Annotated in this window: 10 protein-coding genes and 1 pseudogene; 4 read left to right on the top strand and 7 right to left on the bottom strand. The window is 41.6% G+C overall.

The window, feature by feature from the left end; all coding sequences use genetic code 11:
• Nucleotides 1-161 precede the first annotated feature (161 nt).
• Genes DQN48_RS05730 through DQN48_RS05720 form a run of 3 tightly spaced genes read left to right on the top strand, consistent with a single transcriptional unit; the run spans nt 162 to nt 3,088 of the window.
• Nucleotides 162-1,127 (top strand): tripartite tricarboxylate transporter substrate binding protein, encoded by a 966-nt coding sequence (locus DQN48_RS05730; protein ID WP_013023413.1) that lies wholly within the window; start codon nt 162-164, stop codon nt 1,125-1,127.
• A gap of 4 nt (nt 1,128-1,131) precedes the next feature.
• Nucleotides 1,132-1,584 (top strand): tripartite tricarboxylate transporter TctB family protein, encoded by a 453-nt coding sequence (locus DQN48_RS07900; RefSeq protein WP_013023412.1) that lies wholly within the window; start codon nt 1,132-1,134, stop codon nt 1,582-1,584.
• Nucleotide 1,585: 1 nt separating this feature from the next.
• Nucleotides 1,586-3,088: a tripartite tricarboxylate transporter permease gene (locus DQN48_RS05720; RefSeq protein WP_013023411.1), complete on the top strand. Its 1,503-nt coding sequence runs from the start codon at nt 1,586-1,588 to the stop codon at nt 3,086-3,088.
• Between the two features lie 352 nt (nt 3,089-3,440).
• On the opposite strand, the gene DQN48_RS05715 is transcribed toward DQN48_RS05720, so the two are convergent.
• The 7 genes and pseudogenes from DQN48_RS05715 to DQN48_RS05680 form a co-directional block, all read right to left on the bottom strand.
• Nucleotides 3,441-4,376, bottom strand: coding sequence for a glycosyltransferase family 8 protein (locus DQN48_RS05715; RefSeq protein ID WP_013023410.1), 936 nt, complete (start codon nt 4,374-4,376; stop codon nt 3,441-3,443).
• A gap of 274 nt (nt 4,377-4,650) precedes the next feature.
• Nucleotides 4,651-5,934: a GntP family permease gene (locus tag DQN48_RS05705; RefSeq protein ID WP_013023409.1), complete on the bottom strand. Its 1,284-nt coding sequence runs from the start codon at nt 5,932-5,934 to the stop codon at nt 4,651-4,653.
• A 12-nt stretch (nt 5,935-5,946) separates the two neighbouring features.
• Complete coding sequence (locus DQN48_RS05700) at nt 5,947-6,714, bottom strand: 3-hydroxybutyrate dehydrogenase (protein WP_013023408.1); 768 nt, start codon at nt 6,712-6,714, stop codon at nt 5,947-5,949.
• Between the two features lie 10 nt (nt 6,715-6,724).
• Nucleotides 6,725-8,100: pseudogene (locus tag DQN48_RS05695) on the bottom strand (short-chain fatty acid transporter).
• 19 nt (nt 8,101-8,119) lie between these two features.
• Nucleotides 8,120-8,761 carry a 3-oxoacid CoA-transferase subunit B gene (locus DQN48_RS05690; RefSeq protein ID WP_013023407.1) on the bottom strand — a complete coding sequence of 214 codons (642 nt, stop codon included), beginning with the start codon at nt 8,759-8,761 and terminating at the stop codon, nt 8,120-8,122.
• Between the two features lie 2 nt (nt 8,762-8,763).
• Nucleotides 8,764-9,453, bottom strand: a complete 690-nt coding sequence (locus DQN48_RS05685; RefSeq protein WP_013023406.1) for a CoA transferase subunit A — start codon at nt 9,451-9,453, stop codon at nt 8,764-8,766.
• Between the two features lie 9 nt (nt 9,454-9,462).
• On the bottom strand, nt 9,463-10,641 hold the full coding sequence (locus DQN48_RS05680) for an acetyl-CoA C-acetyltransferase (RefSeq protein WP_041913175.1): 1,179 nt from the start codon (nt 10,639-10,641) through the stop codon (nt 9,463-9,465).
• Between the two features lie 444 nt (nt 10,642-11,085).
• Here DQN48_RS05680 and DQN48_RS05675 point away from each other — a divergent pair, with 444 nt between their 5' ends.
• Nucleotides 11,086-11,880 carry a beta-1,4-N-acetylgalactosaminyltransferase gene (locus DQN48_RS05675; protein WP_158303473.1) on the top strand — a complete coding sequence of 265 codons (795 nt, stop codon included), beginning with the start codon at nt 11,086-11,088 and terminating at the stop codon, nt 11,878-11,880.
• Nucleotides 11,881-12,924: the final 1,044 nt, after the last annotated feature.

The raw sequence follows: 12,924 nt of genomic DNA, 5'->3' as shown, positions 1-12,924 counted from the left end.
CAAACAAAATGAGCAAAAAGTAAACAATGGTAAATCATAAATATGAAATAACGTTACATATTTATGAAAAATGTTTGATTTTCACGGGTGTGAAATCAAAAAAAGCTTTTAGATTTTGCTAGGATTTTTTTGAAATGAAATGAAATGAAAGAAGGACAATCATGATAAAAAAGATGCTTTTATTTGTTTTTTGTTGTGGCATTGCTTTGGCAAAGCAACCCGCACGGCCAGAATGTATTGCACCAGCTCGCCCTGGAGGCGGCTTTGATCTCACTTGCAAATTGGCCCAAAGCGTTTTTGCTCACGAGAAAATCCTCTCAAAACCAATGAGGATTACTTACATGCCCGGAGGGGTGGGTGCTGTGGCATACAATTCTATCATCAATTCTAAAGCAAGAGATGGCAACATCATCGTAGCCTTTTCCAGTGGGACTTTGCTCAACATCGCCACAGGCAAGCATGGCAAATACAATGAAAATGATGTGAAGTGGTTGGCCTCTGTTGGGGTGGATTATACGGCAATTGTTGTGAGAAAGGATGCTCCCTACAAAACTCTAGAAGGTCTGCTTAATGCCTTGAGAAAGAACCCGCGGGCTGTGAGTTTTGGGGCTGGTGGTTCTGTGGGAGGGCAGGATTGGATGGCTGCTGCTCTGCTTGCCAAAAGTGCGAATGTAGATATTTTAAAGGCTCGTTATGTTGCCTTTGAAGGAGGCGGAGATACGATGATTTCTCTATTGGGAGGGCATGTAGATGTTGCCATCCAAGGGGCTGCAGAATCATTGCCCTATCTAGAATCAGGGGATGTAAGGATCTTGGCGGTTTTTGCAGATAAAAGATTAAGCGATGATGCACTCGCAAAGAGCATACCCACAGCAAGGGAACTGGGCTATGATGTGGTATGGGGAAGTTTGCGCGGGTATTATATGGCTCCTAAGGTTTCTAATGAACAATATAATTGGTGGCTAGAAGCCTTTAAAAAAGCCCAACAAACCTCATTTTTCAAAGAGCAACGAAAACAAAGAGGTTTGCAAGAATTTAATAAAAATGGCAAAGAATTAGAAGAGTTTGTAAAAACCCAGATGCAGAGATTTCGCGATCTTGCAAAAGAATTCCATCTCATAAAATAAAAAAATGACAAGCATTAGAATCTTTTCACTTTTCCTTTTTGCTCTATGTCTTTTCCTGCTTTATCAAGGTTTTGGCATAGAAACTAAAATTACTTATGAGCCTTTAGGCCCTAGAGCTTTTCCTATCGGAGCTTTATTTTTGATCCTCCTTGTTTTGTTGCTGCTTTTCTTTTTTGCCCAGAAGACTGAAGTAAAATGGAAGCAACAATCTTTAATAAAAATTGCTCTTTTTTTGCTTGTGTTTTTTCTCTATTGCTTTCTTTTTGAAATTTTGGGCTTTGTACTCTCCAGCATTCTTTTTCTTTTTTTGAGTGCTTTGATTTTTGGGGCTAGATGGGGGAGGGCTCTAATTTTTGCTGTGATTTGTGCTTCTGTTTCTTTTGTGCTTTTTGATGCTTTTATGCAAATTTCCTTGCCACGAGGAATATTTTTTGAAAATTTTTTTATGAAGGGGTGAAATGGATACTTGGATGTATTTGATGCATGGATTTAAGGTGGCTTTGAGTTTGCAAAATTTCCTTATTGCTGTGGTGGGATGTTTGCTGGGCACATTGGTGGGTATGTTGCCCGGACTTGGCCCCATCAATGGAGTTGCCCTCTTGCTTCCCTTGGCGTATTCCATGGGCTTTGAACCTGCTTCTGCTTTGATTTTACTGGCTTCTGTGTACCTGGGTTGTGAGTATGGAGGGAGAATCTCTTCTATATTGCTTGGGATTCCCGGTGATGCTGCTGCTATTATGACGACTTTAGATGGATATCCTCTCACAAAAGCAGGATCTGCTGGGAAAGCACTTTGCATATCAGCAATTAGTTCTTTTTTGGGTTCTTCTATCGCCATTATGGGCATTGTTTTATTTGCCCCTTTGCTTGCGAAATGGTCTCTAACCTTTGGTCCTGCAGAATATTTTGCCCTTATTATCTTTGCTTTGGCTGCTCTAGGATCTCTGCTCGCACAAAATCCGCTGCGCTCCTTTTTATCCGCGTTTATTGGTTTATTTCTTACCACCATTGGCATGGATGGCAATTCAGGAGCTTACCGTTTCACCTTTAATAATCCTCATCTTTATGATGGAATTCCTTTTATCATACTGATTATTGGATTGTTTTCTGTGAGCGAAATTTTGTTGCTTCTTGAAAAAACCCATAAGGGTCAGGAAGTGGTAAAGAAAACGGGAAACTTACTGATTTCTTTCAAAGAATTCTCTTTTTGCTTTTTTGCCATGATTCGTTCTGGAATTACGGGTTTTGTCGTGGGTGTTTTACCTGGGGCTGGCGCAACAATTGCAAGTGCCATTTCCTATATGAATGAAAAGAAATTTGCCGGAGAAAAAGGGGAGTTTGGAAAAGGGGATCTAAGAGGGGTAGCAGCTCCTGAGGCTGCTAATAATGCTTCAGCCTGCGGTTCTTTTATTCCGATGCTAACTCTTGGACTTCCTGGTTCTGGGACTACTGCGGTAATGATTGGCGCCCTCACGCTTTATAATATCAATCCGGGTCCCACAATGTTTGTTCAGCAGCCAGATATTGTCTGGGGTCTTATAGCCTCATTGTTTGTAGCAAATTTCTTGCTGCTTTTTCTCAACATCCCTATGATAGGGATTTTTGTTAGAGTTTTGAGGATTCCAGTTTGGATTTTGGCACCTGTGATAGCAATAATTTCTATCATCGGGATTTATTCCATCAATAGCACAAGTTTTGATTTATTTTTTATCGGGATTGTGGGCATCATCGGCTATATTTTGAGAAAACTTTCTTTTCCCATGGCGCCCTTGATTTTGGGCTTTGTTTTAGGAGAGTTTTTGGAAGTAAATTTGAGAAGAGCTCTTTCTATCAGCAATGGAGATTTTTCTATCCTTTATCAAGGGGGCATTACCAAGGCTTTGCTTATAGGTGCGCTTTTATTGATTCTGCTTCCACCCCTTTATAAAAAATATAAAAAATATAAAAAAATTCGGGGGTAGTTTTTGCTATCCCTGATTTTGCTATTTTGTAGAGAAATGATTGCTATAGTGGTGTGGTAGGATTCTGTGAGAAAACCTCCCAATAAAACTTCTCGGGGAATCTTTCCCCAATTAACGCAAAAACCCAAAAAAGAGAGCTAAATTTTTATCAGAGATAAAGATCCTTGCAAAGATTGAAAGATATGCTATTTTCTGAAAAGTTTTGCTAAAAAATGAAAAAGCATTTTGTGAGGTTGTGTGAGAAGTTTTATTTTTCTTTTGGTTTCTAAAATCCTAAGGCTTAGGTCATAGATAAAAATCTCATGGGTATGAATATAGAGATTTTGCAATTCAGGACCAAATACTGGGGTTGCTAATGCATATTCCCACCATAATTTTCTATATGTATAAACCGTAGGGGGGGGGTATTATTTGTAATGCTATATGCTTTCCACGGCTTTAGATTTGTTAGAAAATGCAGGATTTTCTTATTCTTTCTGGCATCTTCATATTCTGCTCGCTTGTAGGCGCTTGTGGGATTTCTCCCTTCTCCTTGAAAACACAAATTACCGCCATACTCTCTTGCTTCCAGATGATGAATCATAAAATTCCATGCCAAGGGAAGAAGCTTTATGTTATTGCCATCAAGAACCGCATTTAATGCATCTTGATCATGGCATATGGGATGATATTGTGCGAGAAAATCAAAGCATTTTTGTTCGATATTTTGCTTACGCCACTCTTGAAGGTTGATGAGCAATAAGCCTGCATTGAAATAGCAAGAAACATTTAGACTGAAACCTTTTTTAGAGCCCTTTGTAGAATCTCTTGCAGGCATAATACGAGATTTTTTAAAATCTGCATCTAGCACCGCGCCAAGCACAGCATCTTGCAGAGAAAAGCAAAATAGCTCTCTGATATCACTTAGGCAAAGCATGTCCACATCAAGATAAAGACAAGTTTTTAGATCTTGGGGAAGTAGGCTAGCGAGTTTTATGCGAAAATATGTCAAATAATTCCCATTTAACTTCGGTAACCCTTTAAAATCTTTATCGCTTATGATATGAAGAAGGATTTTACAAGGATAAATGGCACTTAGGCTAGCTTCAAGAGCATGAATTTTATCTTGCGTTTGTTGGTCGACTCCATCTGTAAGAACATAAAAACAATAGGGCTCTAGGGTTGTTGTGCCTCTGTGATGAGAAGGATCCTTATTTTCTGATGGCTTTGTGTTTTTTATGATGCTAAAACACAGCACTGCCATATATTTCATATATTCTTGATTCACATTAAAGACGATAGGAAACATCAAAAAACCTTCTATAAAAATCCCTCAATTATATCTCAATTGCTTTGTGTGTTTTGATTGATTTTGAAAATAGGGGCGATGGGGATTTGGCAATCCTGCATGAGACTTTTATCTATGCACAGCCCCATGGCAGTTTCTTTAGTCAAATAAGCCAAAGCTTCCTTGCACCCATAGGAATGGAGGGATGGGATTGAGTCAGATAATGCGCGGGGGCTTATGGCTCCTTGCCCTCTATAATGAGAGGGTAGCCTAAAAGGCTGAAATTTCTCTTGTATCAATAAATCCCCATAAATGCAAAGCAAAGCCCAACAATAAGAGCGATGATAGGGAGGATCACAGCGACCACACAAATATCAGCATAGCTTTGCTTGTGGGTCATGCCTGTGATGACAAGGAGCGTCAAAACGGCTCCATTATGTGGCAGGGCATCAAGTCCTCCTGATGCAATGGATGCGACTCTATGGAAAAGTTCTAGGGGTATATCTTGATTTAGTGCGATCTCTTTATATTTCTCTCCAAGTGCTTCTAGGGCTATGCCCATGCCTCCGCTTGCACTTCCCGTAGCCCCTGCAAGGATATTGACTGCGATTGCCTCTGATAGGAGCGGACTGCCCTTGATGCTTAGAAGATAGTGGATCAGACTCTCAAATCCAGGGACTGCCCTCACCACAGAGCCAAATCCCACAGCAGCACTGGTATTGATGATGGCAATCACTGAGCCATTGGCTCCTTCATTGAGGGCTGTGATAAAGGATTTGTAATGAGTGATATTTAGCACCAGTATTAGCAATATGCCACAAAGCAGGGCAGTGATGATAGGGAGGGAAAACACATTAAGAGCCACGACTACGCAAAGCAAGGGCAAGAGTGATAGGATGAAATTTGGCGTATGGGTGTTGAGATTGGCTTTGTGATCTTTGCCTGGTTCTTCATAATATTCCCCTTGGGATTTGAGTTTGTTTTCTCTATATTTGAGATAAAAAACCCCACCAAAAAACATAATCCCCCCTGCAATCAGTCCCATTATAGGCGCTGCCATGGGGGTCGTGCCAAAATATTTGGTAGGGATGAGATTTTGGATCTGTGGGCTGCCAGGGAGTGCCATCATGGTGAAGGTGAATGAACCAAGCGCGATGCAAGCAGGAATCAGTCTTCTTGAGATATTGGCTTGTTTAAACAAACTCAGTGCCAAGGGATAGACAGCAAATACAACTACAAACAAACTCACCCCACCATAAGTGAGCACAGCAGCAGATACGACTACACCAAGGATCGCCCTTTGTTTACCAAGAATCTTTCCTAGTGCCATGGATACGGATGCTGCCATGTTGGTGATCTCCATAAGTTTGCCAAAGATCGCACCAAGCATAAACACAGGGAACCACGCCTTGGCAAAGCCAACAAATCCGCTCATATAGGTATGGGTATAGGAGTCAAGCAAATCAAGCCCCCCAAATACCGCCACCACACCAGCAGCAATTGGAGCTACCCAAATAATAGACCAGCCAAGATAGGCAAGCACCATAAGGGTGAGCAACCCCAAGAGAATGCCAAGCATGTTACCTCCTAATTATTGAGCAGTATAGCCCCCATCAATCACAAGCGATTGTCCTGTAATATGTTTGGCACTATCATTACACAAGAAAAGCGCCAAAGAAGCGATGTCTTGGATGTCTATGAGTCTTTTTTGTGGGATGAGTGGATAGAGTACTTCATTGAGTACAGATTCTATGCTGACCCCTCTTTGTCTGGCCAAATCCTGCATCTGCCCCCTTACAAGCGGTGTATCAACATAACCAGGGCAGATGGCATTGCAGGTGATGTTGGATTTGGCGCATTCTAGGGCAATCACCTTAGTGAGCCCTATGATTCCGTGTTTAGCGCTATTATAGGCGGCTTTGCCAGCAAAGCCTATAAGCCCATTGATGGAAGCCATATTGATCACCCTGCCAAAGTTTTGTTGTTTCATATGGGGTATGGCATATTTGGCACTCATAAAAGAACCCACAAGCATCACTTGAATCATCTTTTCAAACATCTGGGTGGGGAAATCTTCGATACTGGCCACATACTGTAATCCCGCATTATTGACAAGAATATCAATGCGTCCATACTGCTCTTGTGTCTTTTGGATGAGATTTTTGACATCCTCTTCTTTTGCCATATCGCAAGGAATGCCTATGCACTCAAAATCTTGATGCTCTTTTATGGTTTTTTCTAATGCTTCCTCATTGTAGTCAGAAAACACCACTTTGATATGAGATTGCAAGAATTTTTCTGCGATACAAAGCCCTATGCCGCTGGCACTTCCTGTAACAATCGCTACTTTATGTTCCATCTTTCCCCCTTTATGTCAAAAATAAAAATCCGCCGCAGGCCACAAGCCCTACAAATAGGAGCGTAATGACACAATATCCCATGATGTCTTTTGCACCAAGTCCAGCAATAGCAAGCGCAGGCAATGCCCAAAAAGGCTGTATCATATTAGTCCACGCATCGCCCCAGGCAATCGCCATAGCAACAACGCTAGGATCTACTCCAAGTGCTACTCCAGCAGGAATCATAATGGGTGCTTGCACTGCCCATTGCCCTCCACCAGATGGCACGAAGATATTGACGACACCAGCGCTCAAAAAAGTGAGCATGGGAAAGGTTTGCGCATTGGCCATAGATGCAAAGGCGCTAGAGAGCATTTGGGCTAGAGATTGTCCATTGGCATGCCCATCTAGCATAGGCATGCCTGTCATCATCCCATAATCCCCGCATAAAAGGGGAATTGCAAGATGATGCCAGCAGCATTTCTAGTTGCCTTGTTGATCGCTCTGATATAGGCAATGGGTCTGCCATGCAAAAGAATTCCAGCAAACAAAAGGATGAGATTTACGGTATTGAGATTGATGCTTTTGCCACCAGCAAAATAGAGAAACAAAAACAAAATACCAAAACATCCAATGAGAATGCTAAGGATGGGGCTTTGCTCCAGCCAATCTGAAGGCGTATGCTCATTTTTGTGAGGAAGGATCTCTGCCTCATTTGTATCTTCTAGCAATGCCTTATTAACCTGAATGACCCCGTTTTTTGGTGGATGGATGAGGGTCAAAAGCAGTGGCAGGCAAACCACAATAATCCCTACCATGATGAGATTGTAGTTGGAAAAAATCGTTTTTGTTATGGGGATGGCCTGTGTTAGTATGCCAGCAGTGGTTTTGGCTAAGTTTTCCCCACCGCTTGCAATGGTGAGAGGTATAGAGCCAGAAAGTCCAGCATGCCATACAACAAAGCCAGAATATGCAGCTGCAATCAATAAGCGATAATCCACACCTTTGACTTGTTTGGCGATTTCTTTGGCAAAGATTGCGCTAATGACAAGTCCAAAGCCCCAATTAAGCAAGTTTCCAAATAATGCCACAAGGGTCACTAAAATGACTGCTCCAACATAGGTTTTTGGCAAAGAAGCAAGCTTTTTTAGAGCATTAGAGATGATTTTTGCACTTGCTAATGCTGTGCCCAAAACCAAAACCAGCGCCATTTGCATAGAAAATGCAAGTAATTTCCATACGCCATTGCCCCAATGTTCTATCATCGCACTTGCACTTTGACCTGTAAGTGGTATTGCAATACCAAAAACAAACAATGTGAGAATGACAACAAGCACAAAGGAATCTGGCAGCATTCGCGAAGCTAAGATAACGCATCCTTGCGTAAATTTTCGCAACAAAAACATAGCAATCCTTTAGCAGCTCTTAGAGTCGTACTTCAAAATGGGCTTGTGTTTTTTGCTTGATTTCCTCTAGGGTTACATTGGGTTGGAGTTCTATGAGGTGCATCTTGCCATTGATGAAGTCAAATACACCAAGCTCTGTGATGAGACGATTGACTACTTTTGCTCCAGTAAGAGGCAGGTCGCATTGGGATTTTACTTTACTCTCTCCTTTTTTGTTTACATGCTCCATAACAACGACAATCTTTTTTGCGCCATTGACAAGATCCATAGCACCTCCCATGCCTTTTACCAATTTCCCTGGGATCATGTAGTTTGCCAAATCTCCATTTTGGGAAACTTCCATACCACCAAGGATGGCAAGATCAATATGCCCACCGCGAATCATTGCAAAGGACTCTGCGCTATCAAAAAATGATCCTCCAGCGATGCATGTAGTCGTTTCCTTGCCTGCATTAATTAAATCAGGATCTACTTCATTTTCCCTTGGGTAAGCTCCAAGTCCAAGAAGTCCATTTTCAGATTGCAAAAATACATCAAGGTTGAGTCTCTCTATCTCATCTGCAATCAGTGTCGGGATGCCAATACCCAGATTGATATACATGCCATCTTTTACTTCTTTTGCCGCTCTTTTTACGATTAATTCTTTCGCGCTCAATGCCATGACTAATCCTTTCTTGTAATAATTTTTTCGATTCTTTTTTCATATCCCCTGCCCAGATACACAAAATCCACATAGATTCCTGGCAAGTGGATGGAATCAGGATCAATAAAATCAACAATTTCCTCTACTTCTACAATGGTTGTATTTGCAGCCATTGCGCAGATAGGATTGAAATTCCTTGCGGTTTTGTTGAAGATGAGATTGCCATGTCTATCAGCCTTGTCTGCTTTTACCAGAGCAAAATCCCCCTTTATCGCCTCTTCAAGTAAATATTCTTTTCCGTGAAAATTTTTGGTTTCTTTTCCTTTGGCCACAGCAGTCCCAACGCCAGTGAGTGTATAAAATCCAGCAATCCCAGCACCCCCAGCACGCAATTTTTCGGCCAGTGTGCCCTGTGGAGTGAGTTCTACTTCTAGTTCCCCGCTTAGGAATTGCTGTTCAAAAGTTTTGTTTTCACCGACATAAGAAGCGACCATTTTTTTGATTTGCTTATTTTGCAGCAAAATTCCCAGGCCAAAATCATCCACACCGCAATTATTGCTCACAACTATCAGGTTTTTGGTGCCCAATTCTCTGATTTTTGTAATGCTAAATTCTGGGATCCCACATAATCCAAAACCACCAACAAGCACGGTCATGCCATCTTTTAGATCTTTTAGAGCAAGATCGAGATTTTCTACTATTTTGTTCATAATTTTTCCTTATTCGTTGATTTCAATCACAGCACTGATGCCTTGTCCGCCACCGATACACAGAGTGGCAAGCCCTAGATTCTTTTTTTGATTTCTCAGGGCATGGATTAGAGTCACGAGGATCCTCGCTCCACTCGCGCCAATGGGATGTCCAAGGGCTATCGCACCACCATTGACATTTACCTTTTCTTCTTTGGCGCCAAGTTCTTTGAGGCATGCAATGCTTTGCGCTGCAAATGCCTCATTTGCCTCAATGAGATCAAAATCTTTTATTTGCAATCCGGTTTTTTCCATGACTTTTTTTGCTGCCACAGCCGCACCAATCCCCATGATAGAGGGCTCCACTCCCGCGCTTGCAAAAGCTTTCAAACTTGCTAAAATCTCTAAATTCAACTCCTTGGCTTTTGTCTTGCTCATCAAAACAAGCATTGCAGCACCATCATTGATGCCAGAAGCATTCCCAGCGCTAACACTTCCTTCTTTGAGAAATGCGGGTTTTAATTTTGCAAGTGCTTCGATGGTGGAGTCTTGTTTGACAAATTCATCTTGCAAGAAGATAAATTCTCCTTTTTTTTCTTGGATGCTTATAGGAGCGATCTCTTCTTGAAATCTCCCCTCCTGGATGGCTTTTGTGGCTTTTTGTTGTGAGGATAGTGCAAATTCATCTTGTTCTGTTCGAGAGATATTGTATTTTTTGGCGAGATTTTCTGCTGTGATTCCCATGTGCACATCTGTATTGGCACACCATAGCCCATCTTTAATGATGGCATCAATGAGGGTTTGATTTCCCAATTTATAGCCGCTGCGTGCATTTTCAAGCAGAAAGGGAGCAAGGGACATGTTTTCTACACCCCCTGCCAAGACCACCTCTCTATCCCCTAGGGCTATGGCTTGATAGCCCAGCCAAACCGCCTTCAAGCCAGAGCCACATACTTTATTTACCATAAAAGCAGATTTTTCCAGTCCTCCTATTTCAAGCAATACCTGTCTTGCGGGATTTTGTCCTTGATTGCTCTGTAAAACCTGCCCCAAAATCACCTCATCAATGAGATGGGGATCGAGTTTTATGGATTGCAATATAGCTTTGGCGAGCTGCTTTGCTAAATCCGTGGCTTTAAGATTTTTTAGACTACCTAGAAAAGAACCAATCGCGCTCCTTTTGGCCGCAACAATCACAACTTCTTCCATAGAGATTCCTTTGTTGATATTTGTGACATTATAGAGGCATAATTGTAAAATTTTACAAAACGCTTCAGAAGAAAGTCTCAATCCTGCAACATCGTAACACTAAGGGTGATACATTGCTACTATAATAAACAAAATGACGGAAAATGAGAAAGCAGGGCAGGGGGGTGGAATCCTTCTCATCCCTGCTAAAAGCTCCATTATTTCAATAACCTGACACCTCGATAAAGCCTTAATTTGGCTATCATAGTATTTTGAGTTCGAGGGAAAACTATGAAAAAATTGCTAAGCCAAATAAAAAGATGCATCAAAAGAAACAACACACAGCAAAATCTTATGCTAAAAGATCTCGATATCCTAACGCCAAAAGAAGTGTTGAAAGCGATAGCAAATCACTCTAAGCAGTGGGGGGGGGTTCCTCCCCTTTATCAACTGGATCCAAGGGCAATGGATCCAAAATCTCCACTCAATCCTTGGGCATTCATTCGTGTAAAAAATGAAGAAGCCACGCTTAAGGCTAGCCTAGAATCGATTCTGCCAGCCATCCAGCGAGGCGTGATTGGCTATAATGACTGCACAGATTCTAGTGAAGAAATTATTTTAGATTTTTGCAATCAAAATCCAAGCTTTAAAGCCTGTAAATATCCCCATGAAGTGATGCTTGAAAACCCCAGAAAGCAAGAAAATATGTTACACAATTATTATCGCTTTGTTTTAAGTTTTATCCCCAAAGAGGAATGGATGATAAAAATTGACGTAGATCATATCTACAACCCCGCAATGCTTTTTCAGACATTTTATATTCCTCAAAATATCACACATGCTGTTGTGTATCCTCGTGTGAATTTTGTGATGCAAGAGGGAGAAATTTATGTGCAAAACAACGGTGTGCATGGCTTTATTGATGGCTTTGATCAATTACTTGTGTATAACCGGGGCGTTGATTTTGTCGCAAGAAAAACCTCAAAGAAAAATCAATGGATCAACAACACTCATACACAAGACACTCTTTATTCTGAGCAGCAAGTCACACAAAAACATCTTTGCTTTATTCAAGCACCACTGATACAATGGCATTTTCCAGCAGTTAAAGCAAGGAGAAATGCCTTTGTAAAACATCTTGATCTCTTAAGTCTTGAGGAATTTAAGCAAAAAAATAAAAAACTCCTTGGCTCCAAAATCCCTGATTTTATGCTTGATAGCCAAATCATTCACATGCTTTACTCACGCTTTCTTATCTAGGCTGTCAGGAAAATATTGCAAAAGATGCTCAACTCTAAAACCCCAGATTCACCCCCTAGTGTATGAACAAACACGCAGACCTAACAAAGTAGATTACAAGCTTTTTTGTTGCTAGAATTTGGATAGGAGAGGGGGAAGAAAAAATACAATGCAAGAATTGCAAAAAATTTTGTGATGTTTTGCACGGCATCAAAACTCAATAAAGGACACTTACGACAAGACAAAATTACAAGGGGTGTTTTGCGCGGTATCAAACAATCACTCAATAAAGGAGTAGGAAATCTCCTGAGAATTTTTTATGAATTGAGAAAAGATTGGACCCAGAAGAAATTGGTAAAATTGAAGGATATCTTTTAGAGCAATTGTTAGACCTAAAACACTACTCCATGCAAAAGAACAATCACATAGCATCTGGAATCAAAAAAGCTATTGCTTATGTGGATAAAATTTTGTTTCGCGGGAATATGAATCTCAAAGAACAAAGCGGGGCAGGGTGAGGCAAAGCGGGGCAGGGTGCGAATCCTAATTGCAAAGCGCTGCGTCCTAAGTCACTAAAACAAAGCCGTGCAATTTCAAGCAAAGCTAAAGTAAAACGAAATTTCAAGCAAAGCACCGCCCAGCTCTCACCAAACAAGTCCACACACGCCACGCCAAAAGCCACACGAAATAAAGAAGCACCACGCAAAGCAAGCCCAAACCACCCGAGATCCTAGCCCTTCCCAAGCACACCGCCCCGAGATTTATCTCAATCCCACCGTGCAAAATTCCAAGTTTACCAGCCAAAGCAAAGCGCCTGCTGGCCCCTCCCAACCACCCCCGAGAATTTCTCAAGATTTTGCCAGCCAAATCAAATGCCCGATAGGACAAGCCATCTAGCGCGATTTTTGCGCCCTAAAAGCGCCTGGCTAGAACTTCCTCCCCAACGCATCAAACCTGCACCGATGCCCCGCTAGCTTGGCAGAGCGCCCCAGCCAAGCGCTCAATCTCTAAACCCTCACACCAAAGTCCCACGCGATTTCTCTAGCATCTATTTTCAAGCGCTCT

The sequence above is a fragment of the Helicobacter mustelae genome, from assembly GCF_900476215.1.
GTDB lineage: Bacteria > Campylobacterota > Campylobacteria > Campylobacterales > Helicobacteraceae > Helicobacter_H > Helicobacter_H mustelae.
This window is presented reverse-complemented; position numbering and strand designations above follow the sequence as displayed.